This is a genomic window from Klenkia terrae, assembly GCF_900491935.1.
Classification (GTDB): Bacteria; Actinomycetota; Actinomycetes; order Mycobacteriales; family Geodermatophilaceae; genus Klenkia; species Klenkia terrae.
In genome coordinates, this window is the sequence record NZ_UEXK01000004.1 from 3060101 (window position 1) to 3084800 (window position 24700).

21 protein-coding genes are annotated in these 24700 nt (G+C 75.9%); 11 read left to right on the forward strand and 10 right to left on the reverse strand.

Going from position 1 to position 24700, the window contains the following annotated elements; genetic code table 11:
- Nucleotides 1–12 precede the first annotated feature (12 nt).
- The 4 genes from LFA75_RS15395 to thpR all read left to right on the forward strand — a co-directional run bounded on the left by LFA75_RS15395 (nt 13) and on the right by thpR (nt 2963).
- Nucleotides 13–447: a MarR family winged helix-turn-helix transcriptional regulator gene (locus tag LFA75_RS15395; RefSeq protein ID WP_225234495.1), complete on the forward strand. Its 435-nt coding sequence runs from the start codon at nt 13–15 to the stop codon at nt 445–447.
- Between the two features lie 57 nt (nt 448–504).
- On the forward strand, nt 505–1851 hold the full coding sequence (locus LFA75_RS15400) for an MFS transporter (RefSeq protein WP_225234496.1): 1347 nt from the start codon (nt 505–507) through the stop codon (nt 1849–1851).
- 87 nt (nt 1852–1938) lie between these two features.
- Nucleotides 1939–2409 carry a hypothetical protein gene (locus tag LFA75_RS15405; RefSeq protein ID WP_225234497.1) on the forward strand — a complete coding sequence of 157 codons (471 nt, stop codon included), beginning with the start codon at nt 1939–1941 and terminating at the stop codon, nt 2407–2409.
- Complete coding sequence (gene thpR, locus LFA75_RS15410; protein ID WP_380095868.1) at nt 2406–2963, forward strand: RNA 2',3'-cyclic phosphodiesterase; 558 nt, start codon at nt 2406–2408, stop codon at nt 2961–2963. The genes LFA75_RS15405 and thpR overlap by 4 nt, the downstream gene beginning before the upstream one ends.
- Here thpR and LFA75_RS15415 read toward each other — a convergent pair.
- On the reverse strand, nt 2951–3919 hold the full coding sequence (locus LFA75_RS15415; RefSeq protein WP_225234499.1) for an aldo/keto reductase: 969 nt from the start codon (nt 3917–3919) through the stop codon (nt 2951–2953). The two genes, thpR and LFA75_RS15415, sit on opposite strands and share 13 nt — an antisense overlap.
- 27 nt (nt 3920–3946) lie before the next feature.
- Here LFA75_RS15415 and LFA75_RS15420 point away from each other — a divergent pair, with 27 nt between their 5' ends.
- Entirely contained in the window at nt 3947–4753 is an 807-nt protein-coding gene (locus LFA75_RS15420) for an acyl-CoA thioesterase (protein ID WP_225234500.1), read from the forward strand.
- Here the strand turns inward: LFA75_RS15420 and LFA75_RS15425 are convergent.
- Genes LFA75_RS15425 through LFA75_RS15440 form a run of 4 tightly spaced genes read right to left on the reverse strand, consistent with a single transcriptional unit; the run spans nt 4750 to nt 10145 of the window.
- The gene (locus LFA75_RS15425) at nt 4750–7365 is read right to left on the reverse strand and encodes an FtsX-like permease family protein (RefSeq protein WP_225234501.1); all 2616 of its coding nucleotides are present in this window, start codon (nt 7363–7365) and stop codon (nt 4750–4752) included. The two genes, LFA75_RS15420 and LFA75_RS15425, sit on opposite strands and share 4 nt — an antisense overlap.
- Nucleotides 7362–8030, reverse strand: coding sequence for an ABC transporter ATP-binding protein (locus LFA75_RS15430; protein ID WP_225234502.1), 669 nt, complete (start codon nt 8028–8030; stop codon nt 7362–7364). The genes LFA75_RS15425 and LFA75_RS15430 overlap by 4 nt, the downstream gene beginning before the upstream one ends.
- Complete coding sequence (locus LFA75_RS15435) at nt 8027–8710, reverse strand: ABC transporter ATP-binding protein (protein ID WP_225234503.1); 684 nt, start codon at nt 8708–8710, stop codon at nt 8027–8029. Before LFA75_RS15435 ends, LFA75_RS15430 begins: the two co-directional genes overlap by 4 nt.
- Nucleotides 8711–8720: 10 nt before the next feature.
- Nucleotides 8721–10145, reverse strand: a complete 1425-nt coding sequence (locus LFA75_RS15440) for an MFS transporter (RefSeq protein ID WP_225234504.1) — start codon at nt 10143–10145, stop codon at nt 8721–8723.
- Between the two features lie 81 nt (nt 10146–10226).
- On the opposite strand from LFA75_RS15440, the gene LFA75_RS15445 reads away from it, so the two are divergent.
- Both LFA75_RS15445 and LFA75_RS15450 read left to right on the forward strand, forming a co-directional pair.
- Nucleotides 10227–10862: a nucleoside/nucleotide kinase family protein gene (locus tag LFA75_RS15445; protein WP_225234505.1), complete on the forward strand. Its 636-nt coding sequence runs from the start codon at nt 10227–10229 to the stop codon at nt 10860–10862.
- Nucleotides 10863–10985: 123 nt separating this feature from the next.
- Entirely contained in the window at nt 10986–13613 is a 2628-nt protein-coding gene (locus LFA75_RS15450) for a putative bifunctional diguanylate cyclase/phosphodiesterase (protein WP_225234506.1), read from the forward strand.
- A gap of 9 nt (nt 13614–13622) precedes the next feature.
- Here the strand turns inward: LFA75_RS15450 and LFA75_RS15455 are convergent, their stop codons facing one another.
- Nucleotides 13623–14570 (reverse strand): NAD(P)/FAD-dependent oxidoreductase, encoded by a 948-nt coding sequence (locus LFA75_RS15455; protein WP_225234507.1) that lies wholly within the window; start codon nt 14568–14570, stop codon nt 13623–13625.
- Nucleotides 14571–14651: 81 nt separating this feature from the next.
- Between LFA75_RS15455 and LFA75_RS15460 the strand changes: the two genes are divergently transcribed.
- Nucleotides 14652–15437 carry a TrmH family RNA methyltransferase gene (locus LFA75_RS15460; protein ID WP_225234508.1) on the forward strand — a complete coding sequence of 262 codons (786 nt, stop codon included), beginning with the start codon at nt 14652–14654 and terminating at the stop codon, nt 15435–15437.
- Here the strand turns inward: LFA75_RS15460 and LFA75_RS15465 are convergent.
- Nucleotides 15434–15910 carry a general stress protein gene (locus LFA75_RS15465; RefSeq protein WP_225234509.1) on the reverse strand — a complete coding sequence of 159 codons (477 nt, stop codon included), beginning with the start codon at nt 15908–15910 and terminating at the stop codon, nt 15434–15436. The two genes, LFA75_RS15460 and LFA75_RS15465, sit on opposite strands and share 4 nt — an antisense overlap.
- 89 nt (nt 15911–15999) lie before the next feature.
- Nucleotides 16000–16893 carry a septation protein SepH gene (gene sepH, locus LFA75_RS15470; RefSeq protein WP_225234510.1) on the reverse strand — a complete coding sequence of 298 codons (894 nt, stop codon included), beginning with the start codon at nt 16891–16893 and terminating at the stop codon, nt 16000–16002.
- 196 nt (nt 16894–17089) lie between these two features.
- Here sepH and LFA75_RS15475 point away from each other — a divergent pair, with 196 nt between their 5' ends.
- The 3 genes from LFA75_RS15475 (at nt 17090) to LFA75_RS15485 (ending at nt 22299) form a co-directional block, all read left to right on the forward strand.
- A complete protein-coding gene (locus LFA75_RS15475) occupies nt 17090–18874 on the forward strand; it encodes an N-acetylglutaminylglutamine amidotransferase (RefSeq protein ID WP_225234511.1) in 1785 nt (594 codons plus the stop codon).
- Between the two features lie 82 nt (nt 18875–18956).
- Nucleotides 18957–20810 (forward strand): S9 family peptidase, encoded by a 1854-nt coding sequence (locus LFA75_RS15480; RefSeq protein WP_225234512.1) that lies wholly within the window; start codon nt 18957–18959, stop codon nt 20808–20810.
- Between the two features lie 7 nt (nt 20811–20817).
- On the forward strand, nt 20818–22299 hold the full coding sequence (locus LFA75_RS15485) for a circularly permuted type 2 ATP-grasp protein (protein ID WP_225234513.1): 1482 nt from the start codon (nt 20818–20820) through the stop codon (nt 22297–22299).
- 48 nt (nt 22300–22347) lie between these two features.
- On the opposite strand, the gene serC is transcribed toward LFA75_RS15485, so the two are convergent.
- Together serC and LFA75_RS15495 are read right to left on the reverse strand one after the other, a co-directional pair.
- Nucleotides 22348–23463, reverse strand: a complete 1116-nt coding sequence (serC, locus tag LFA75_RS15490; protein ID WP_225234514.1) for a phosphoserine transaminase — start codon at nt 23461–23463, stop codon at nt 22348–22350.
- 87 nt (nt 23464–23550) lie between these two features.
- Nucleotides 23551–24681, reverse strand: coding sequence for a citrate synthase 2 (locus LFA75_RS15495; protein ID WP_225234515.1), 1131 nt, complete (start codon nt 24679–24681; stop codon nt 23551–23553).
- Nucleotides 24682–24700 lie beyond the last annotated feature (19 nt).

Below are 24700 nucleotides of genomic sequence, written 5' to 3' on the forward strand. Positions count from 1 at the left end.
GTGGAGTGACACGTGGCGCGGACGACGCTGGACACCGCCGCGCTCGCGCACGACCTGCGCCTGGCGGTGATGCGCTTCTCGCGTCGGCTGCGCAACCAGCGGGTGGACACCTCGGTCACGCTGACCCACCTCGCCGCGCTGTCCACGCTCAAGCGGCACGGCGCGATGAGCCCGGGTGAGCTGGCCGGCCACGAGCGGGTCCAGCCACCGTCGATGACCCGGGTGGTCGTCGCGCTCGAGGGCAAGGGGCTGGTCTCCCGGACGCCGCACCCCACCGACCGCCGGCAGGTGGTCATCGACCTGACGCCGGCCGCGGAGGCCCTGCTGACCGAGGAGGCCCGGGCCCGCGAGGCGTGGCTGTCGGGTCAGCTGCACGCCCTCTCGCCCGAGGACCGGGCGACCCTGCGGGAGGCTGCCCGCATCATGGACGACCTCGCCTCCGGGTGAGGGTGGAGGCGACACACCACGGCTGAACCGACCAGCACCGCGCCCCGCCGGGCGGGCATGTTCCGTGCCCTCGCCGTGCACAACTTCCGGCTCTACGTCAGCGCCAACCTGGTCTCGATGACCGGCACCTGGATGCAGCGGATCGGCCAGGACTGGCTGGTGCTGCAGCTGTCGGGGGGCAGCGGCACCGCGCTCGGCGTGGTCACCGCGCTGCAGTTCGCGCCCACCCTGGCGCTGAGCTTCTACGGCGGGCTGCTCGCCGACCGGTACGACAAGCGCCGGATGCTGATGGTCACCCAGGCCGTGCTCGGCGTCCTGGCGCTGGCGCTGGCGCTGCTGGTGGCCACCGGCGGCATCGCGCTGTGGCAGGTGTTCGCCCTCGCCCTCGCGCTGGGCGTCGTGAGCTCCCTGGACACCCCGGCCCGGCAGTCGTTCGTGTCCGAGATGGTCGGCCCCGCGCTGCTGGGCAACGCGGTGAGCCTGAACTCCACGGTGTTCAACGGCGCCCGGCTGGTCGGGCCGGCCGTCGCCGGCGGCGTGATCGCGGCCTCGGGCGGCAACACCGCACCGGCGTTCTTCGTGAACGCCGCCAGCTTCGCGGCGACCATCGTCGCGCTGGCCCTGATGCGGGACGCCGAGCTGCAGCACAGCGTGCCCGTGGCCCGCGCCCGCGGGCAGCTGCGGGCCGCGCTCACCTACACCCGGGCCCACCCGGACCTGCAGCTGGCCATGGTGCTGGCCTTCGTGGTCGGCACCTTCGGCTTCAACTCCCAGATCACCATCGCGCTGATGGCCCGCGAGGTGTTCGGGCTGGGCGCCGGCGCGTTCGGCCTGCTGTCCACGGCGTTCGCGGTGGGCTCGCTGAGCGGGGCGCTGGTGTCCACCCGGCGGGATGCCCGCCCGCTGCAGCGGTTCCTCCTGCTGGCCGCGATCGCGTTCGGTGCGCTCACCGTGGTCAGCGGGCTCATGCCCACGCAGTGGTCCTACGCCCTGCTGCTGGTGCCCTGCGGGGCGGCCGGGCTGGTGTTCAGCGTCGCCTGCAACAGCTTCGTGCAGCTGGGGGTCGAGCCCCAGATGCGCGGCCGGATCCTGGCGCTGTACTTCATGTGCTTCATGGGCGGGACGCCGGTCGGGGCGCCGCTGATCGGCTGGGTGTCCCAGCACCTGGGTGCCCGGTGGGGCCTGGTCTCCAGCGGGTTGGTCGTCGTCGTGGTCGCCGCCGCCGTGGGCGCCGTGCTGTCCCGCGGCCGGCACGTTCGGGTCGAGGCGCACGTGGCCCCGCCCAGCGTGCGGCTGCACGTGGACCCGCTGCCGGTCGCCGCCGTCGCCCCCGCGCAGGTGGCGCCGGCGGTGGAGGAGGCCGACGCCGAGGCGCCCGGGGCGTCGACCGCAGCACGGCGCTGACCCGCCGCCGGACCGACGCAGAACCGAGGCCGAACCGAGGCCGCCCCGCCGTTGTGGCGGGGGTCACCGGTGTCCTACGGTTCGGGGGTGGCCTCCGCCGTCCTGACCGCCTGGTGGGCCCAGCTCGCCGCCGTCGTCGCCATGACCGTGGGTGCCGCCTGGCTGATGGACCTGAGCCTGCGGGCGTTCACCGGCACGCTGCGCCGCCCGCGCCGCCGCCGGCGCCCGGTGCGCCCGGCCCGGGTCGCGGCCCGTCGTCCGGCGCGTCGTCCGGTCGCCGTTGCGGTGCCCGAGCGGCGGTCGGTGCAGGCGATCGCGGCCGACCTCCGCCGGCTGCGCCGCGAGCTGGCCCTGGTCTCGATCGGGTCCGCCGCCCACCGGGCCGGCGTGCTCGCCGCCTACGACGACGTGCTGGTCGAGGCCGCCCGGTCGCTGGAGGTGGCCCACCGGCTGCCGGAGACGTGCCCCGGCGAGGAGCGCGAGGTCGAGCGGCTGCGGCTGGCCGCCGCCCTGGCCGACACCGGCCTGGTGATCAGCGACCGCCAGGACCGCGGCTGAGCGTCGGTCGGCTCTTCCTCGGCGTCGCGCCGCCCGCTGCGGCGGTCGCGGCGCTGGTCGCCGCGGTGGACCGCGTCCGCGACGACCCGGGAGCGCCGCGCTGGTCCGCGCCGACCGACCTGCACGTGACGCTGGCGTTCCTGGGCGACGTCCCGCGGGCCGGGTTGTCGGGCCTGCTGCCGGCGCTCGGTCCGGCCGTCGCCGGGTCGCCGCCGGTCACGCTGCAGCTGACCGGGGCCGGCCGGTTCGGCAGCCGGCGCCCGCGGGTGCTGTGGGCCGGGGTCGGCGGGGACGTCGACGCGCTCACCGTGCTCGCCGACCGGCTGGCCGCGGCCGCCCGGCACGCGGGGGTACCGGTCGACGAGCGGCCCTTCCGGCCGCACCTGACCCTGGGCCGCTGGCCCGGTGCCGGGACGCCGGACGCCGCCCTGGTCGACCGGCTGGCCGGTGACCACGGGCCGGCCTGGCCGGTGACCGAGGTGGTGCTGTGGCGGTCACCGCCCGGCCGGCCCTACGAGCGGGTCACCGGCTGGCCCTCACCTCACCAGGCGTAGTCCTCCGGCGCGGTCTTGTGCCCGGGGAAGACCTCGTCGAGCGCGGCGAGCTGGGCGTCGTCCAGGCTGATCTCCACCGCGGACAGCGAGGACTCGAACTGCTCCATCGTGCGCGGGCCGATGATCGGCGCGGTGACCGCCGGCCGGCTGAGCAGCCAGGCGATGCCGACGTCGGCGGGGGACAGACCCCACCCGCCGCACAGGTCCTCGTAGCGCTGCAGCTGCGGCCGGACCTCCTCGACCCTCTTCTGGTTCCGCTCGCTGGTCCGCCGGTTGCCCTCCTGCTTGGCCAGCACCCCGGCGAGCAGGCCGCCCTGCAGCGGGCTCCACGGGATGATCCCGATGCCGTAGTGCTCGGCGGCCGGGATCACCTCGCGCTCGATGTCGCGGACCAGCAAGTTGTAGATCGACTGCTCGCTGACCAGCCCGGTGAAGTGCCGGTTGCGGGCGGCCTCCTGCGCGGCGGCGAGCTGCCAGCCGGCGTGGTTCGAGGACCCGACGTAGAGCACCTTGCCCTGGGCGACGAGGGTCTCGCAGGCCTGCCAGATCTCCTCCCACGGCGTCCTGAGGTCGACGTGGTGGAACTGGTAGAGGTCGATCCAGTCGGTCTGCATCCGCTGCAGGGAGGCGTCGCAGGCCCGCACCAGGTTGCGGGCGGACAGGAAGGTGTCGTTGGGCCAGTCGGTCATCGAGCCGTAGACCTTGGTGGCCAGCACCGTCTTCTCCCGGCGCTGCCCGCCCTGGGCGAACCAGGTGCCGAGGATCTCCTCGGTGCGGCCCTTGCCGGCGGCGAAGCCGTAGACGTTCGCGGTGTCGAAGAAGTTGACGCCCTCCGCGTGGGCGCGGTCCATGATCGCGTGGGAGTCGGGCTCGGAGGTCTCGGGACCGAAGTTCATCGTGCCGAGGCACAGCCGGGAGACCGACAGTCCGCTGCGGCCGAGGTGGGTCTGTTCCATGCCTCCCACACTGGCACCCTGGGGCGCGTGCCGCAGAGCTTCGAGTCCGCCACCGCCCTGACGCCCGTGGACGGCGGGTTCGCCGTCGACCTGGACCCGGGGTGGGACGTCGGCGGCGGCATCCTCAACGGGGGCTACCTGCTCGCGGTGGTCGCGCGGGCCGCCGTCGAGGTGTCCCCGCACGCGCACCCGGTCGCGCTGTCGGCCAGCTACCTGCGGGCGGCGACGCCGGGCCCGGCCACCCTCGCGGTGACCCCCGGCCCGGCCGGGCGGACCCTGCAGCACGCGTTCGTCGTCCTGTCCGACGCCACCGGGCCGGCGGTCTCGGTCCAGGTGACGACGGCGACGCTGCACGACGTGCCCGCCGACCACCAGGTCCCGCCGCCGGCCGCGACCCCGGTCGAGGACTGCTTCTCCATCGCCGAGAACGCCCACCTGGCGCCGGCGGGGATGCCGGTCCCGGGCATGTCGCAGCGGGTGGAGACCCGGCTGGACCCGCTCACCGCCGGCTGGGCGCTCGGCGAGTTCACCGACGAGCCGGTGATGCGGGCCTGGGTGCGGTTCACCGACGGCCGGGACCCCGACCCGCTGGGCCTGGTCGCGTTCACCGACGTGCTGCCGCCGACGTCCTGGGCGACCGGCCGGCTGGGCTGGGCGCCGACGGTGCAGCTGCAGACGCTCGTCCGCGCGGTCCCGGCGCCGGGCTGGTGCCTGGTGGAGGCCCGCGGCGGGGAGGCCTCCGACGGATGGGTGGACGAGGACTACCGGGTGTGGGACTCCACCGGCCGCCTGGTCGCCCAGTCGCGCCAGCTGGCCCGGCTGCCGAGGTCCTAGGCGTCCTCCCGGAGGACGGTGGCGGGGTCCGCGCGGTCGGCGGCGTGCTGGGCGTAGAGCGCGGCGACCACGGCCACCGCCAGGGTCGCGACCGCGGTGCCGGCCACCGCGGGCCAGGGGACGTCGAGCAGCGGCGTGGGCGGACGCACCAGGTCGACGTCCAGCCGCCGGTAGACCGCCGCCACGGCGCCCACCGCGAGCAGCCCGCCGACGACGACCCCGGCCACGGCGACCCCGCCCAGCTCCAGGACCAGGGACCGCAGGTGCGCCGCGCGGGACAGCCCGAGCCGCCGGGCCATCACGTACCCGCTCACCCGGGCCCGCGACCGCGCCTCCAGGTACAGCAGCAACCCGGCCGCCCCGATCACCCCGCTGAACACCGCCAGCGCCGACAGGTAGCCGAACGTCCACGTCACGCCCAGGAAGTTCGCCGCGCGCTGGACGTCGGCCGGCTCGGTCCCGGTCACCCGGACGGCGCCGGCGTCCCGCAGCTGCGCGCCCGCCGCGGCGACGTCGCCGTCGGTCCACCGCTCGACCGACTGGTCCGAGCCGGCCGACGGCGGGACCTCGGGCAGCCGCGACCGGTCCACGAGCACCACGGGGTCGGCGGTGCGGCGGCCGGGCAGCACGTCGGCGGTGCCGACCACCTCGACGTCGACGGGCACGGAACCGAGCCGCAGCTCGTAGCTGCCGGCCGGGACGCCGCTGGCCACCACCGGGACCACCGCCGAGTCCCGGGTCAGCCGCCCCACCAGGTCCTCCAGCGGCGACCCGGCGAAGGAGTCGACCCAGGTCGCCGTGCCGGCGAAGGTGGTCGGGTCGATGCCCAGGACCTGCACCGGGGTGCGGTCGGCGGACCCGGTCAGCGTCGCGTCGGAGAACCGCAGCACGGTCGTGCCGTCGGGTCCGGTGATCGCGTCGGGGTCGACCCGGGTGGCGGTGGCCGCGTACGCCCCGGCGCCGAGCTGGACGCCGACCTTGGCGTCGAGGGTGGCCCGGGAGCTCGCGGTCAGCGTCGCGGTGTAGCCCAGGACGGCGACCGGCAGCGCGATGGCCACCAGCAGGGTGGCGGTGGCGGCCCGGGCGGCGGTCCAGCGGTTGACGGCCAGGAACAGCGGCGGACGACGGCGGCCGGCCCACCGGCGCAGCCGGGGGAGCAGCGCGGTCAGCAGCCGGGCCGCCAGGACGGCGGCACCGGCCACCGCGAGCAGCGGGAAGGCGACCAGCAACCCGTTGACCTGGGCCACCCCGCCCTGCGACACGACGGCGTCCCGGCCCTCCAGCAGCAGCCAGCAGGCGCCGGCCGCGAGCAGCAGGGCGACCTCCCAGGGCACCTGCGCCGGCCAGCGCGGTGCGGCGCCCAGCGGCCGCTCCACCGTGCCCCGGGCCCGCAGCCCGGCGACGACCGCGGCCGCACCGAGCCCCCCGACGAAGGCCGCCACCCCCGCGCCGACCGCCGCGGCAGCCGCGGCGGGGTCCAGCTCGGGCGCCGGTCCGAGGGCACCGATCAGCAGCCGGGACGCCGCCCAGCCGACCGCCGCGCCGACCAGCGCCGGCAGCGCCAGCTCCAGGGCGGCCTTGCCGGCCAGCGGGACGGGGCCGACCCCGCGGGCGGCGAGCAACCGCACCTCGGTCGCCCGGCGGTCGGCCCAGAAGCTGCCCGCGGCGGCGACCAGGACCAGTGCCAGCAGCCCGCCGGCCACCGCCACCGGGATGACCGGACCGCGCAGCCCGCCCTCCAGCACCTGCGCCCGGTCCGCGGCCTCGGCCAGCCGTGGGTCCCGGGTGGCGCCGGACCCGCGCAGCGGCGGGGCGTCCAGCGCCGCGGTGGTCAGCTCGTCGAGCTCGGTGGCCCGCGAGGTGGGGAGGGTGCTGCCGTCGACCGGCACCGAGGCGGGGGCCGACAGCGACCCCCGGGCGGCCACGGCCAGGTCGACCAGCGTCGTCGCGTCGGTGGTGAGCACCAGCGCCGGCGGCGGGGTGTCCGCGCTGCTCGCGTTGGTGAAGTACGGCTCGTCGTCGCACCAGTACGCGCCGGGGACGGTGTCGAACAGGTCGGTGTAGACCCCGACGACCGGGGTCGGGGTACCGCCGACGTCGACGGTGCCGCCCGCGGTGGCGCCGGCGGCCTGCGCGTAGGACGCCGGCAACCACACCCCGGTGCCGGCGACCTCGTCCACCACCTCGACGTGGGCCAGGGCGTCCGGCCGCCACAGCAGGGTGGCCGGCTGGCTCAGCCGCGCGCCGTCGGCCGCGGTGACCGGGACGCCCTGCTGCACGTTGCCGCTGGCGTTCGCCGTCGACCCCACGGTCAGGCTCGGCTCCGCGGTGCGGCCGACCGCGGCCCAGGCGGCCACCGGGGCGCCGGCCACCTCCTGGGCGGCGTCGCCGACCGGGGCGTCGGCCGAGGCCGTGACCGCCGGCCAGGCGGCCTCGGCGCACTGCGGGGCGAGCTGCTGCTGGAGGGCCGCCGAGCGGGCCGAGGACAGGAACAGCGGGGCGCTGGCCACCGCGCAGGCCAGGATCGCGGTGGTCACCAGGACGGCGACGACCGCGGCGGGCTGGCGGAGACCCAGCAGCGGCGCCCGCGACCACGGCGGCAGCAGCCTCACCGCGGTGCTCCCTCGACCAGCAGCCCGTCGCGCATGGACACGACCCGGTCGGCCCGCGACCAGGCCACCTCGTCGTGGGTGGCCAGCAGCACGGCGGTGCCGTCGGACGCGGCGTCCCGCAGCGCGTCGAGCAGCCGGTCGGCGTGGCCGCGGTCCTGGTGCGCGGTGGGCTCGTCGGCCAGCAGCAGCGCCGGTCGCAGCACCAGGGCGCGGGCGACGGCGGCCCGCTGCTGCTCGCCGAGCGAGGCCTGGTGGGGGTAGCGGTCGGCCAGGTGCGCCAGCCCGAAGTCGGCCATGAGCCGCTCGGCCAGCGGAGCGGGGTCGCCGGGCCGGTCGGACCGGCCGCCGCGGAGGCGGGCGGGCAGCAGGACGTTGTCGGCCAGCGACAGGTCCGCGACCAGGCCGAGGGCCTGCGGGACGACGGCGAGCTCGGTCCAGCCCTGGCCGCCCGGGTCGGTGCCCGCGCCGACCTGCAGCGACCCGGCGTCGGGGGTCTCCCAGCCGCACAGCAGGGCCAGCAGGGTGGACTTGCCCGACCCCGACGGGCCGACCAACGCCACGAATTCCCCGCCGGCCACCGCGAGGTCCACCCCGGCCAGCGCGGTCACCGTCTCCACCCCGCGGCGGAACCGCTTGACCAGCCCGGTGGCGGCGAACCCCGTCACGCGGTGCGGCCCTGGTCGAGCCGGACGAACCCGTCGGCGATCGCCATCACCCGCGGGTCGTGGCTGGAGACCACGAAGCCGACGCCGCCGGCGGCCAGGGACTCCATCGCCTCCAGGACCCGGACCGCGGCGGCGGTGTCCAGCTCGGCGGTCGGCTCGTCGGCCACCACCAGCGCGGGGCCACCCACCACCCCGCAGGCCACCGCCAGCCGCTGCTGCTCCCCGCCGGACAGCTGGGCCGGCCGGTGCCCGGCCCGGTCGGCCAGGCCCAGGCGGTCCAGCAGGTCGAGCAGCTCGTCGGCGGGCACCGGCACGCCGCGCAGGTCGGCGGCCAGCCGCAGCTGCTCGGTGGCGGTCAGGTAGGGCAGCAGGTTCTCCCCGGGCCGCTGGAACAGGTAGGAGACCTGCCGACGGCGGAGCCGCCGCCGGCCCCGGGCGCCCAGGTCGTCCACCCGCTGCCCGCCCACGGTGACCGTGCCGGAGTCGGGGGAGTCGATGCAGGCCAGCAGGCGCAGCAGGGAGCTCTTGCCAGACCCGGACGGGCCCACCACGCAGGTCACCCGGCCGCGCGGGATCTGCACGCTCACGTCGGTCAGCGCGGGCACCGACTCGGTCGCCGTCCGGTAGGTCTTCACCACCCGCTCGCAGGACGCGGCGGGACCGGGTGGGGCGGACGTCATCGCCGGCAGCCTAGGACGGCTCACCCCCGGCGGCGAGGGCGGCCGGCACCCCGGGCGCCGGCGGCGGCACGGGCCCCTCGGTGGGCTCCGGGGCGGGGCTGGTGGCGTAGGCCGCGGACAGCCGCCGGTAGGCCGGGGTCAGGAAGGCCAGCCCGACCGTCAGCAGCCCGAGCGCCCCGGTGACGACGAAGACCAGCGCGATCCCGCGGGCCTGGCCGGTGCCGAACCAGCTGCCGATCGCGTCGGCGCCCGCCCCGCCGGTCATCCACGGGATCACCAGGAACTGGGTGATCGGGGCGATGAGGAACGCGGTGAGCGGCGAGGCGGCCTGCTCCACGCTCTGCGCGAACCCGAACACCCGGCCCTGCCGCTCGTAGGGCACCACCCGCTGCAGCACGGTCTGCTCGGCGGCCTCCGCGAACGGCATGACCAGCATGAACAGGCCCATCGCGACGGTCAGCGTGAGGATCGAGGACACCAGCGGGAAGAGCATCATGCCGGCCCACATGACCACGTTGGCCAGCAGCAGCAGGCGGATCGGCCGGCTGCCCAGGCCGACCTTCGCCACCAGCAGCCCGCCCACGATCAGCAGCGCGGACAGCCCGCCCCACAGCAGCCCCCAGGCCTGCACCGACATCAGCGACAGCCCGTAGGGGTCCATCAGCGCCATGAACCCGCCGCCGAGGAAGTTGTTGAAGCAGGAGAACAGGATCAGCGGCAGCAGCCCGGGCACCCCGCGGACCAGCCGCAGCGTGCCGCGCAGGTCGACGCCGTCCCCGGCGCCGTCGGTGCCCCCGGTGCCCACCACCCGGGGCTCGGGGATGTCCACCCGGGCCAGGTGCCCGACGGCGACGGCCAGCACGGCCAGGGCCAGCACCAGGACGGCGGTCATCCCGCCGTAGGCCACCAGCAGGCCGCTGATCACCGAGGTGACCAGCATGGAGGCGCCGGTGACCGTGCCCACCAGGCCGTTGGCCCGGTCCCGCCGGTCGGCCGGGACCAGCAGGGTCACCAGCGTGGGCAGCGCGATCGACCGCGGGTTGCCGGCGATCACCCCGAGCATCAGCAGGACGACGAGCACCCACAGCGGGACGCTGGCCGCGGTCCGGAAGGACTCCTCCGGCGCCAGCATCAGCACCGCCAGCGACACCGCGTAGAACACCGCCGACGCCACCGCCGAGGCCTGCATGACGGTGTGCGTGCGGTGGTGGTCGACCAGGCTGCCGAACCAGATGCCGGTGGTGGAGGTGGCGACCAGGAAGATGCCGGCGATCAGACCGGTGGCGAACACCGACCCGGTCTCCAGGAACACCCAGAAGGTCAGCGCGAACCAGACGGTGTAGTTCATGACCGACACCAGCAGGTTGTTGGCCAGCAGGTGGGCGAACACCCGTTGGGTGCCCGACCTCAGGTCCAGGGCGTGGGTGCGGGTCACGGTTCCTCCTCCGGGGGTGCGTCACGGGTAGGACCGGACCGCTGGGCCAGGATCATCGGTCGCGGGTACGACAATCGCGGCATGACCGCCTCCGGCGCACCCGAATTCCTCGTCGAGCGGGTGCGGGAGCTCGCCCGGACCCGGGACCGGGTGGTGGTCGGCCTGGCCGGGCCGCCCGGGGTGGGCAAGTCGACGCTGGCTGCCGCGCTGGTCCCGGCGCTGACCGCGGCCGGGCTGCCGGCCGTCGGCGTCCCGATGGACGGCTACCACCTCGCCGACGTCGCCCTGGACGCCCTGGGTCGACGGGGCCGCAAGGGCGCACCGGACACCTTCGACGCCGACGGCTACCGGGCGCTGCTGGGTCGGCTGCGGACCGAGACCGACCGCACGGTCTGGGCGCCGGCCTTCGAGCGCGACCTGGAGCAGCCGCTGGCCGGGGCGATCGGCGTGCCGCCGGGCACCCGGGTGGTGGTCACCGAGGGCAACTACCTGCTGCTGCCCGACGACCCGTGGCCGCAGGTGCGGGCGGCCTGCGACGAGGTCTGGTCGCTGGACCTGGACGACGCCGTCCGCACCGCGCGCCTGGTGGCCCGGCACGTGCAGTTCGGCAAGGACCCGGCACAGGCGCGGGCCTGGGTGGCCGCGGTCGACGAGCCCAACGCCGCCCGGGTGCTGGCCGCTGCCGCCCGGGCCGACCTGAGGGTGGCCGTGGGCTGATGCCCGTCTGACCCGGTCGGGTGAGACGGGGCCCCGACCGCACCAGGGCGGACCGGTGGGAGCCGATGCGTGCAACGGACCTCGAGACCGTGGGTCGTTCGTCGACCACCACCCGGAGGACCAGTGCCACCCCACGCGGAGCCCCGCGCCCGACCTGCCGTCGGGCTGCCCACCCCGTGCGCCGCAGCGTTCGTCGCGCTCGCCGTGCTGGCGGTCGGCCGGCTCCTGGTGCCCGCGGGGACGGTCGCCGAGGTCAGCTACCTGGTGGTCGTGCTCGGCGCCGCCGTCCTGGCCTGGTGCGCGGTGGCCCGTGGCTGGCGGGCCGGCACCTGGACCGCGGCGGGGGTGACGCTGTCGGCCGTGGGTGACCTGGTCTGGCAGCTGCGGGCGTGGTCCGGTGCGCCCGAGGCCGACGTGTCGGTGGCCGACGTGGCCTACCTGGCGTCGTACCTGGCGGTCGGGCTGGGCCTGCGCCGCGTCGTCGGCCGGGTCGCCGAGGGGTCCCGGTTCGACCGTTTCGTGGACACCGCCGCGGTCTTCGTCGTGGTGGTCTACCTGGAGTGGGTCCTCGCGCTGGAGGCCACGGTGTCCGACGACGCGTTGTCCCCGCTGGTGCGCACCGTGTGGGCGGCCTACCCGGTCCTCGACGCCTGGCTGCTGGCCCTCGTCGTCCGCTTGTGGTTCGCCCGGGCGGGGTTGCGGGCCGAGGCCGCCTGGATCGCGGTCGGCGCGGCCACCTGGTTCGCCGCGGACCTGGGCTACCTGGTCGCCGCCAGCTCCTCGGCGGTCTTCGACACCGGCTGGACGATCGGCTCGCTGGCCCTCGCGGCGTCCTCGTGGGCGGCCCTGGCCGGTCGGTCGACCGCTGCCGCGCCCCCCGCGGTGCGCGAGCTGCCGGTCAGCGGTGCCCAGATCGGGCTGACGCTGTTCCCCCTGGTGCTGCCCGGTGCGGTCGAGGTCTGGGCGTTCGCCCGCGGCACCGACATCGACCCCGCGGCCGGCGTGCTGGTGACCGCGGTCGTCGTGGGGCTCGCGTTCGGCCGGGCCACCCGGCTGGCCCGCCAGCAGGCGCAGCTGCGCCGGGTGCTGGAGCTGCGTGCCCGGCGGGCGGCCGCCCTCGCGGCGGACTCCGCCGACGCGCTGGTCGTCGTCGACGCCGTCGGTCGGCCGCTGCCCGGGGAGCACCCCCGCTCGGCCGTCTGGGACGCCGTCGGGGAGGCCGACCCGGCCGGGCGCCAGGACCTGCTGGACCGGGCGGCCGCCCAGCCCGGGCGGGTCTGCGTCGCCGAGCTGCCCAGCTCGACCGGCGGCGGCTGGGTGGAGGTCCGCGCCGTGGACCGCACCGCCCACCCCGACGTCCAGGGCCTCGTCGTCACGATGCAGGACGTCAGCGAGCGGCACCGGGTGCAGGACGAGCTGGCCCACCAGGCCTTCCACGACGGGCTGACCGGGCTGGCCAACCGGTCCCTGTTCGACGACCGGGTCGCCCACGCGCTGACCCGGACCGGTCGCACCGGCCTGGACCCGGCCGTGCTCTCCCTGGACCTGGACGGCTTCAAGACGGTCAACGACACCCTGGGCCACCCGGCCGGCGACGAGCTGCTCCGGCAGGTAGCCGGCCGGCTGCGCGACGGGGTCCGCCCCGCGGACACCGTCGCCCGCCTGGGCGGGGACGAGTTCGCCGTGCTGCTGGAACCGGGCCCCGGGGACCACGTGGAGGACCACCTGGCGGTCGCCGAGCGCCTGCGCGCGCTGCTCTGCGCGCCCTACGAGGTGGCCGGCCGGGTGGTCCGGGTCGGTGTGAGCATCGGCCTGGTCTGCGCGGACCTGGACGGGGACGGCACCGCCGCGAGCCTGCTCCGGGACGCCGACACCGCGCTGTACCGGGCCAAGGCGGGCGGCAAGGGCCGGGTGGTCAGCTTCGAGGCGGACATGCGGGCCGAGCTGCTGCTGCGCACCCGGCTGGCCGCCGACCTGCCCGAGGCGCTCGCCGCCGGGCAGCTCCGGCTGGTGTACCAGCCGGTCGTCCACCTGGGCAGCGGGGCGGTCGAGGGCTTCGAGGCGTTGCTGCGCTGGCAGCACCCGCTGCTCGGCGAGGTGTCGCCGGCGGTCTTCGTGCCGATCGCGGAGGAGGACGGCTCGATCGAGTCGATCGGGCGGTGGGCGCTGCGCGAGGCCTGCGGGGCCGCGGCGAGCTGGCGGGACGACGGCGCCGACCCGGCGCCGGGGGTGGCCGTCAACGTCTCGGTCCGCCAGCTGCGCTCCCCGCACCTGGTGGACGACGTCGCCGCAGCGCTCACCGACAGCGGGCTGGACCCGGCCGCGCTGTGCCTGGAGCTCACCGAGACCGCCCTGGTCCACGACACCGAGCAGGCCGCCCGGGCGCTCCATCGACTCCGCGGTCTGGGTGTCCGGCTGGCCGTCGACGACTTCGGGACCGGCTACTCCTCGCTGACCCACCTGCGGCAGTTCCCGGTCGACGTGCTCAAGGTCGACCGGTCCTTCGTCGCGACCATCGGCCGGGACGGCGCCCAGCCGCGGATCGTCGAGGGTCTGCTCGAGCTGGCCCGGGTCATGGGCCTGTCGGTGGTCGCCGAGGGCGTGGAGACCACCGAGCAGCGGGACCTGCTGCGCGACGAGGGATGCCAGTCGGCCCAGGGCTGGCTCTTCGCCCGGGCGCTGGAGCGGGCGGCCGCCGACGAGCTGGCGATCGCCGGCGGCGTCCTGGGGCCGGTCGCCGTCCCGTCCTGACCCGTCGGGTCAGCCGCCCGCCCGGGCGGCCAGCTCGCGGCCCAGCAGGTGCCCCGACGTCCAGGCGCTCTGCACCTTGGACGGCGCCGACCACCCGTCGCCGCACAGGCCGATCCCGTCGGCCAGGTGGAAGGGCTCCTCCCGCGGGTGGGCCGGCTTGGCGAAGGTCCACCGGTGCACGTGGGTCCACTCCGGCTCGGGCAGGTCCAGCATCGCGCACACGGCGGCGGCCACCCCGGGGCCGGCGGCGTCGGGCTCGGCGAGGTGGCCGGCGGCGAAGGCCGCGGAGGTGTGCGCGACCAGCACGGCCGCGCCGTCCCCGCGCCGGGCGCCGTCGTCGGCGATCCACTCGACGGCGGGGTGGTCGTGCACGAAGACCCCGTTGAGGTCGGTGTCCCAGCGGCGGTCGGCCCAGCCGAGGACGACGGCCAGGGTGGCCTGCCAGCCGCGGGGGTCCAGGGCCTGCTCGGTCGGCGCCCCGGGGGCCGGCAGCCGCCGTGCCGGCGGGTCGGGCGGCGCCAGGACGACGGCGTCCACCGCCTCGGCGTCGACCACCGGGCCGGGGCCGACGTGCTGCACCGGGCGCCCGGTGACCACGTCGAGGTCGCGGGCCAGGTCGAGCACCAGCGACCGCATGCCGCCGGCCGCGCCGTAGCGCATGGGACCGGTCTTGCGGTCGGTGATCCCCTCGGGACCGGCGACGGAGAAGGTGTCGGTCCACTCCCGGGCCACCCCGCGGGCCACCCAGTCGGCGACGACGTCGGCGAACTCGCTGCCCTCGGCCGCGGTGAGGTAGGAGGCGCCCAGGTCCACCACCCGGCCGTGCAGCTCGCGCCCGGACATCCGGCCCCCCGGGCGGCGACCCCGGTCGAGCACCCGCACCGGCTGGTCGACGTCGCTCAGGGCTCGGGCGGCGGCGATGCCGGCGATGCCGGCGCCGATCACGGTGGTGGTCACACGGCCCAGCGTGCGGGTCGGGCGGTCGCCCTGCAGTCCGAGAAGCGGGCGGACCACCCGGGTCGGGCATGATCGTGAGCCGTGCCCGAGCTGATCACCGACCCGCGTGACCCCCGGGTGGCCGACTTCCACGACCTGCACGCCGGGGACCGCCGGCCGGGCACCGAGCGCCGGTCGGGCCCGGTGGTGGTCGAGGGCGTGACCGCGGTGGAGCGGTTGCTGGAGACCGGCCTGCAGCTGCGGGCCCTCTACGGCGTGGCCGGGCGGCTGGCGGCGCTGGACATCCCGGCCGGCGTGCCCGCCTACGAGGCGGACAAGTGGGTGGTCTCGGAGACCATCGGCTTCCGACTGACCCGCGGGGTGCTGGCGTCGGCAGAGCGACCGGTGCCGCCGTCGCTGGCCGACGTGCTGGCCCGGTCCCGGCGGATCGCCGTGCTCGAGGGCCTCAACGACCACGAGAACATCGGCTCGATCGGCCGGTCGGCGGTGGCGCTGGGCGTGGACGCCCTGCTGCTGGACCCCAGCTGCGCGGACCCCTTCTACCGGCGGTCGGTGCGGGTGTCCATGGGGCACCTGCTGACCCTGCCGGTCGTGGCGCTCGAGGACTGGCCCGGCGACCTGGCCACGGTGCGCGCTGCCGGCTTCACGACGGTCGCGCTGACGCCGGACCCGGGGGCGGTCGACCTGCGGTCGCTGGACCCGGTCGAGCACCCCCGGACGGCGCTGCTGCTGGGCGCGGAGGGCCCCGGGCTCACCGAGGGGGCGATGGCCGCCGTCGACGTCCGGGCCCGGATCGCGATGCGCTCGGGCGTGGACTCCCTGGGCGTCGCGGCGGCCGCCGCCGTCGCGTTCGCCCAGCTCCGCTAGCCGCGCAGGCTCAGCCGGGCCAGGTGGGCGCGGGCCTGCTCGGCGAACTGCGGGTTGCACAGCACGTCGTACCGGCCGGCGACGATCTTCTGGCCGGTGGTGGCGAAGTCGCGGCGGCCGCGGGTGGCGGCGAACCCGGCCAGGCCGAACAGCGCGCCGAACACCAGTCCGATGACCAGGCCGGTCAGCACGGAGCTGATCCAGCTGGAGCCGTCGGGGGCGAAGATGCCCAGCAGCAGCCCGACGAACAGACCGAACCAGGCGCCGGAGGCGGCCCCGGCCGCGGCGGCCCGGCCGTAGGTCAGCCGGCCGACGACCTGCTCGACCGAGCGGAGGTCGGTCCCCACGATCTGGACGTTCTCGACCGGGAAGTTCTCGTCGGACAGGTAGTCGACCGCGCGCTGCGCCTGGGCGTAGTCCGCGTAGGTCCCCACCTGGACACCCCCGGCGGGCATGGACACCGATGCGGTCATGGCTGTCGTCCTCCTCGTGCTGCGGCGTTGTTGCCGGAACCAGCACTACCCAGAACGCGCAGGTCGGACACCGAGTGCCCGGTCACCCCTCAGCGGTGGCGGCGGACCCCGAAGACGATGTCCTCCCAGGCGGGGATGGCCGCGCGGGGGTCCTCGGCCTCGCCGTCGACGCGGTCGAAGACCACGGTGTCGTGCTCGGGGCCGCCGTCGCCGGACAGCAGCACGTCGACCGGGCTGCCGTCGACGGGCACCACGTTGCGCACCTCGTCGTCCTCGACGGCCGGCTCGGCCTCCTCCTCGGGGACCCAGGGCTGCTCGACGACCGCGGCGATGGTCCGCCGCGGGGGCGGGCTGGCCGGCAGGCCGGCCGGGACGTCGGGGACGACGCGCACCAGCCGGGTGCCCTCGGCGAAGTCCATCGTGGTGGCGTCGACCGGGGTGACCGTGCGGGTGCTGGTGTCGTAGCTCCACTTGGTGGTGCCCGACTTGTGCCCGGCCTTCCAGGCGGCGCGGACCTGCCAGGTGCCGTCGTCGGTGCGGTGGGAGTCCCAGCGGATGGCGTCGAGGTCGGCGCCCAGCAGCCGCAGCCGGTCGGACATGAACTGCTCCAGGGCGACGCCCTGGGTGCCCTCGCTGAGCCGGACCCGGGCGCCCTGGGCCTGCTCGGCCACCCGGGCGCGCTCCTGCAGGACGGGGTGGGCGAAGCGCATGATCCGCTCGACCGGGGTGCCCGAGGCGTGCGCGACCTGCTCGGGGGTCTCGCCGGCGCGGATGCGCGCCTGGATCACCCGGGGGGACAGTGCGTTGGCCGCGTCGAGCTCGATCTGGCCCATCCGCTGCGCGTCGCCCCGCGACGCGGCCTTGAGCCGGTCGTCGATCGGCAGGTAGAAGCGCTCGCCGTTGTCGATCGAGTCGGGCACGTCCGCGGCGAGGACCAGGCTGCGGCCGTCGTCGGAGAGGGCCACGAGGCGCAGGGTGCGCATGGGGAGACGACCTCTCGGATCTTCGACGGCGGACAGGGACCGAGCTGAGGCTAACCGCGCCGGCCGGGTGCCCGCGGCCGGACACGCCCGGTGCCGGCGGGCGGTCGAGTTCCGGTCGCGACATGCCGGTGCAACACGGACCGGGCAGGGTGGGTGCTTCGACGGACCCGGCGCGCCGGGGCGAGGGGAGTCGCTCGTGTGCGGCATATCGGCCGAGATCCGGTTCGACGGCGGGGTGGCCGACGTCGGCGCCGTGGCCGCCATGTGCGACCAGCTGGCCCCGCGCGGTCCCGACGGGTCGGGGGTGTGGCAGTCGGGCCCGGTCGCCTTGGGGCACCGACGGTTGAAGATCATCGACCTGACCGACGCCGGCGCGCAGCCGATGGTGGACATCGAGCTGGGCCTGACCTGCGTGTTCAACGGGATCATCTACAACTACCGGGAGCTGCGCGAGGAGCTGCGGGCCGCCGGCTACCGGTTCGCCTCCACCAGCGACACCGAGGTCGTGCTCAAGGCCTACCACCGCTGGGGCACGGCGTTCGTGGAGAAGTTCCTCGGCATGTTCGTCGTGGTCGTCGTCGAGCGCGGCACCGGCCGGGTCGTGGTCGCCCGCGACCGGCTGGGCATCAAGCCGGTCTACGTCAGCCGCGGGCCCGGCCGGGTGCGGATCGCCTCCAGCCTGCCGGCGCTGGTCCGGGCCGGCGGGGTGGACACGAGCATCGACCCGGTGGCGCTGCACCACTACCTGAGCTTCCACTCCGTCGTCCCGGCGCCGCGGACGATCCTGGCCGGCGTCGGCAAGCTGCCACCGGCCACCGTGCGCACCTACGAGGCCGACGGCCGGGAGTCCGACCACGTCTACTGGACGCCGGTCCACGAGCGCCGCGCCGACCTGGCCGGGCTGTCGCCGCGGGAGTGGCAGGACGCGGTGCTGGACAGCCTGCGGACGGCCGTGCGCCGGCGGATGGTCGCCGACGTCCCGGTCGGCGTCCTGCTCTCCGGCGGCCTGGACTCCTCGCTGATCGTCGGCCTGCTCGCCGAGGAGGGGCAGCGCGACCTGGCCACCTTCTCCATCGGCTTCGAGGCCGTCGGCGGCCGGGAGGGCGACGAGTTCGCCTACTCCGACGTGATCGCCGAGCACTTCGGCACCGACCACCACCGGTTGCTGGTGCCCACCGCCGACGTGCACGCGGGGCTCGACGGCGCGATCGGGGCGATGAGCGAGCCGATGGTCAGCCACGACTGCGTGGCGTTCTACCTGCTCTCCCAGCAGGTCAGCCAGCACGTGAAGGTGGTGCAGAGCGGGCAGGGCGCCGACGAGGTGCTGGCCGGGTACGACTGGTGCCCGCCGCTGGACGGCGTGCCGGTCGACCGCGCGGTCGACGCCTACGCCTCGGTGTTCGTGGACCGCCCGCACGCCGAGCTGGCCGGCATCCTCACCGAGCGCTGGCTGACCACCGAGGACGTCAGCCGGGCCTTCGTGGCCGACCACTTCGCCCGGCCGGGCGCGGACACCACGCTGGACCGGGCGCTGCGGCTGGACTCCACGATCATGCTGGTCGACGACCCGGTCAAGCGGGTGGACAACATGACGATGGCCTGGGGCCTGGAGGCCCGGGTGCCGTTCCTGGACCACGAGTTCGTCGAGCTGGTGGCCGCGGTCCCGCCGGAGCTCAAGCTGGCCCAGGGTGGCAAGGGCGTGCTCAAGGAGGCCGCCCGGGCGGTCATCCCGGCGCACGTGATCGACCGGCCCAAGGGGTACTTCCCGGTGCCGGCGATCATCCACCTGGAGGGCGAGTACCTGGCCAGCGTCGCCCAGGCGCTGCGGGCGCCCGAGGCCAAGGAGCGCGGGCTGTTCCGCACCGACTACGCCGAGCGACTGCTGGCCGACCCCAACACCCACCGCACGACGCTGGGCAGCAACCAGCTGTGGCAGGTGGGGCTGCTGGAGCTGTGGCTGCAGCGGCACGGCATCCGCTGACCCCTCCCGCCGATAACCCCTGGAACAACCCGGGGGCGCTCCCCGCTGCACCCCCGAGATGCCCGCGACCCCTGGAGGTGGCATGACCCGGCACGAGACCGCCCTGCAGACCTCACCCGGTCTGCCCACCGAGGTGCGGCTGGCGCTCACCCAGATCGCGGCCGCGCCCGGCGCCTGGTGCCCGGCGCTGGCCGCCGACGGGGAGCGGGTCGCCTACGTGGCCGACCGGTCCGGCCGCCCGCGGCTGGAGGTCGCCACGCTGGACCAGCGGACGCCGCCCGCGGTGGTCTCCGGCCCCGAGCAGGAGGTCGTCTCGGTCGCCTGGTCGCCCGACGGCGAGTGGCTGGCCTACCTGGTCAGCCCCGGCGGCTCGATCTGCGCGGAGCTGTGGGTGGTCCGCCCGGACGGCACCGACCGCCGGCTGGTCGCCGGGGAGGACCCGCGGTGCACCGTGTTCGCCGGTGGCTGGACCGCCCGACCGGGCCACTACGCATGCACGATCGCCGACGGCCCGGGCGCCGACGTCGTCCTGGTGGACGTGGTCTCCGGCGCCCGCCGCACGCTGGCCACCGGCGGGTTCCTGGCCGTGACCGCGGTGGCCGCCGACGAGTCCCGGCTGCTGGCCCGGCGGGGTCCCCGCGGGTGGCGGCACGTGGTGCTCGTCGACGTGGCGACCGGTGAGCAGCGGCGGGTGATCCCGGCCGACGACGCCGGCGGCCGGCAGAGCGAGGACGGCCGGTTCGGCCCGGACGGGCGGTCGGTCTACCTGCGGGCCGCGCAGCCCGGCCCGGCGGGGGAGGACCGCACCGCGCTGGTCGTCGTCCCGCTGTCGGAGGCCGGCGAGCCCGGTCCGGCGCGGGTCCTCGTCCGCCGCCGGGACGCCGACCTGGACGGCTACGCGGTGCGGGCCGACGGCACCGTGCTGTGCGTCTGGAACGCCGAGGGCAGCACCGAGCTCGACGTCCGGCGGGTGGACGACGGCGAGGTGGTCGCCCGCGTGCCGCTGCCGCAGCCGGTCATGCCGGGCTGGTCGCTGGCCGCCGACGGCCGGTCGCTGGTCGCCGAGCTGACCGGCCCGGGCGCCCCGCGCAGCCTGCACACCGTGGACCTGGCGTCCGGGGCCGTCGTCCGGCTGCCGAGCTCGCCGCGGCTGCCCGACCACGACCTGCTGGTCACCCCGGTCCGCCACCACTACCGGGCAACCGACGGTCTCGAGCTGGACGGCTGGCTCTACACCCCGCCCGGCGTCCGCGGTCCGCACCGCACCGTGGTCAGCTTCCACGGCGGACCGGAGGGCCAGGAGCGGCCGGCCTGGTCGCCGGTGGCCCAGGCGCTGGTCGCCGCCGGCTTCGCGGTCTTCGCCCCCAACGTGCGCGGGTCCGGCGGCCGCGGGACGGCGTTCATGGGCCTGGACGACGTCGACGCGCGGGAGGCGTCCTTCACCGACGTCGCCGACACCGTCGCGCACCTGGTCGACGCCGGCATCGCGCTGCCCGGCCGGGTCGGGGCGCACGGCTGGTCCTACGGCGGCTACCTGACCATGGTCGCGCTGACCCGGTGGCCCGACCTGTTCGCCGCCGGCGCCTCGCTGGCCGGCATGAGCGACCTGCGCAGCTTCTTCGCCGGTACCGAGCCGTGGATGGCCGCCGCATCGGTGACCGAGTACGGCGATCCGGTCACCGACCGCGAGATGTTGGCCACGATCAGTCCGATGACGGCATTGAACCGCTTGCGCTCACCGGTCCTGCTGGCGCACGGTGACCGGGACACCAACGTCCCCGTCGCGGAGTCCGTCCAGGCCCACCAGGCGTGTGCGGCCCTCGGCAAGCCGGCGGAGCTGCTCCTGCTCCCCGGCGAGGGCCACACCGTCGTGGGCCGGGAGAACCTGGTGACGCTGACCGAGGCGATCGCGGAGTGGTTCGACCGCTGGCTGTGAGGTGCAGGTGACCGGCACGACGGGCTTGTTCGAGCACTACCGCTCGCCGACGGTGGACGAGGCGGTGGACGACGCCGGCACGGTGCGGTCGGGCTACGGCCCCGTCGTCCCTGCCCTGGAGGAGCTCGGCGGGGTCGGCCTGGCCGCCGCGGTGGGGGAGATGGGCCGCGAGCGACGGGCCCGCGGCGTCGTGTTCGGCACCTTCGTCGACGGCGAGCTGGTCGAGCACCCGTTCCCGCTGGACCCGCTGCCCCGCCTGGTGCCGGCGGCCGAGTGGGCGAAGCTGGCCCGCGGGGTCGAGCAGCGCACCCGGGCGCTCAACGCCTTCCTCGCCGACGCCTACCGCCCGGCCGGTCGCCGGCGTGGGGACGCCGGCGCCGACCGGCCCGAGGCCGTGCGGGCCGGGGTGCTGCCCGAGTGGCTGGTGACCCGCAGCCCCGGCTACCGGCCCGGTGCGGCGTCGCTGGCCGGCCCGGGCCAGGCGCGGGTGGCGGTGGCCGGGATGGACCTGCTGCGCGCGGCCGACGGGTGGGTCGTGCTGGAGGACAACCTGCGGGTGCCCTCGGGCCTGGGCTACGCCATCGTCAACCGGGACAGCGCCCGCGCCGCCCTGCCGGGCCTCTTCGACGGCGTGCCCGGGCTGGCCGAGCCGCACGACGCGGTGGCCGTGCTGCGGGCCGCGCTGGCCGACGCGGCGCCGCCGGCCTGCGCGGGGACGCCCCGGCTGGCGCTGCTGACCGACGGCCCGGTGAACACCGCCTGGTTCGAGCACCGGTTGCTCGCCGAGGCCATGGGCATCCCGATCGCCACCCCGGACACGCTGTGGGCCCGCGCCGACGGCGGGGTCGAGGTCGCCGTGGACGGGGATCGGGTGCCGGTCGACGTGCTGTACCGGCGCTTCGACGAGGACGACCTGGCCGCGCACCTCAACCCGGTCGGCACCCCGCTGGACGTGCTGCTGGGCGAGGCGGTGCGGGCCGGCCGGCTGGCGCTGGCCAACGTGCCGGGCAACGGCGTCGCCGACGACAAGGCCACCTACTGCCACGTGCCGGCGATGATCCGGTTCTACCTGGGCGAGGAGCCCGTGCTGGACGCCGTCCCGACCTGGGTGCTGGCCGACGAGGCCGACTACGCCGCCGTGCGGGACCGCCTGGGCGAGCTGGTGGTGAAGCCGGTGGACGGCTACGGCGGGCAGGGCGTGGTCTTCGGCCCCACCTGCTCGGCCGCCGAGCTCGCCGAGCTGCAGGCGGAGGTGGCCGCGACACCGCACCGGTTCGTGGCGCAGGAGCCGGTCGACTTCTCCACGGTGCCGACCCTGGTCGACGGCGTGGTGCAGCCGCGGCGGGCCGACCTGCGGGTGTTCGCCGTCGCCGGCGCGGTGACCCGGGCGGTGCCGGCGCCGCTGACCCGGGTGGCGCTGGAGGAGGGCTCGCTGCTGGTCAACTCCAGCCGCGGCGGCGGCAGCAAGGACACCTGGCTGCTGCTGTGAGTGCCGGTGGAGTCGCAGCGCACCGGGAACCGATGCGCTGCGACTCCGCTAGAGCTGGCCGACGACGTGGTCGATGCAGGCGGTCAGCGCGGTGACGTCGTCGGGGTCGACGGCGGGGAACATGCCCACCCGCAGCTGGTTGCGGCCAAGCTTGCGGTAGGGCTCGGTGTCCACGACGCCGTGGGCCCGCAGCGCCTTGGCGATGGCCGCGGCGTCGACGGAGTCGGCGAAGTCGACCGTGCCCACGACGTAGGACCGGTGCGCCGGGTCGGTCACGAACGGGGTGGCGTACTCCGACTTCTCGGCCCAGTCGTACAGCCGGGACGACGAGTCGCGGGTGCGGGCGACCGCACCGGACAGCCCGCCGAGGCCGTTGAGCCAGTCGAGCTGGTCGGCCAGCAGGAACAGCGTGGCCACCGCCGGGGTGTTGTACGTCTGGTCCTTGCTGGAGTTGTCCACCGCGATGGACAGGTCGAGGAACCCGGGGATCCAGCGGTCCGAGGCCTTGATCTCGGCCACCCGGTCCAGGGCCTTCGGGCTCATGAGCGCGAGCCAGATGCCGCCGTCGGCCGCGAAGCACTTCTGCGGCGCGAAGTAGTAGACGTCGGTCTCCAGCACGTCGACGGGCAGCCCACCGGCACCCGACGTGGCGTCGACCAGCACGAGGGCGTCCTCGTCGGCTCCCTCGGGACGGCGCACCGGCGCCATGGCACCGGTCGAGGTCTCGTTGTGCGCCCAGCCGTAGGCGTCCACCCCGGCCACGGCCTCGGGCAGCGCGACCGAGCCCGGCGCCGCCTTGGTGATCACCGGGTCGGCCAGGAACGGCGCGTCGGCGACCCCGGAGGCGAACTTCGCGGAGAACTCGCCGTAGGTGCCGAAGGCCGCGCGGTCGCGGACCAGCCCGATCGCGGCGGCGTCCCAGAACGCGGTGGTGCCGCCGTTGCCGAGCACCACCTGGTAGCCCTCGGGCAGGTCGAACAGCTGGGACAGGCCCTCGCGGACCCGCCCCACCAGGTTCTTGACCGGTGCCTGCCGGTGCGAGGTGCCCATGAGCGCAGCACCTTCGGCGGCGAGCGCAGCCATGGCCTCGGGGCGGACCTTGGACGGGCCGCAGCCGAAGCGGCCGTCGGCGGGGAGCAGCTCGGCGGGGATCTGGATCGTCATGCAGGGGTCCTCGGGGGAGTGGGGAGTGGACGACGGCCCGGTCGCAGGGTCTGCGCCGGGCCGTCGGTCGTGCGGTGTGCGGCTCGCTCAGGCGGGCGCGGACTCGCTGATCTCCTTGGTCTGCACCGTCTCCCAGCCCTCGACGGCGTCGGGCTTGCGGGGGTCGGGGCCGACGTAGCGGGCCGACGGGCGGACGAGCCGGCCGGTCTGCTTCTGCTCCAGGATGTGCGCGCTCCAGCCCGCGGTGCGGGCGCAGGTGAACATCGAGGTGAACATGTGGCTGGGCACCTCGGCGAAGTCCAGGACGATCGCGGCCCAGAACTCGACGTTGGTCTCGACCGGCCGGTCCGGACGGCGCTCGCGGAGCTCCTTGAGCGCAGCGTTCTCCAGGGCGAGCGCGGCGTCGAAGCGGGGCGCGCCGAGCTCCTTGGCGGCGCGGCGCAGCGTGCGGGCGCGGGGGTCCTCGGCGCGGTAGACCCGGTGGCCGAAGCCCATCAACCGCTCCTTGCGGTCGAGCAGGTCCTTGACGTACTTCTCCGCGTCGCCGGTGCCCTCGACCTCGTCGAGCATGTGCAGCACCCGGGACGGCGCACCGCCGTGCAGCGGGCCGCTCATCGCGCCGATCGCGCCGGACATCGCCGCCGCCACGTCGGCGCCGGTGGAGGCGATGACCCGGGCGGTGAAGGTGGAGGCGTTCATGCCGTGCTCGGCGGCCGAGGTCCAGTAGGCGTCGACCGCGGCGACGTGCCTGGGGTCGGGCTCGCCGCGCCAGCGCACCATGAAGCGCTCGACGATGGTCGAGGCCTCGTCGACGCGCCGCTGCGGCACGGCCGGGACCCCGATGCCGCGGGCGGACTGCGCCACGTAGGACAGCGCCATGACCGCGGCGCGGGCCAGCTCGTCGCGGGCCTCCTCGTCGGTGATGTCCAGCAGCGGGCGGTAGCCCCAGATCGGGGTCAGCATCGCCAGCGCCGCCTGGACGTCGACCCGGACGTCGCCGGTGTGCACCGGGATCGGGAAGGGCTCGGCGGGCGGGAGGCCCTGGCCGAAGCGGCCGTCGACCAGCAGGCCGAAGACGTCGCCGAACGTCACCTTGCCGACGAGGTCCTCGATGTCGACGCCGCGGTAGCGGAGGGAACCGCCGTCCTTGTCCGGCTCGGCGATGGTGGTCTCGAAGGCGATGACGCCTTCCAGGCCGGGTACGAAGTCGTCCGCCATCCTGCATGCTCCTCTGCGC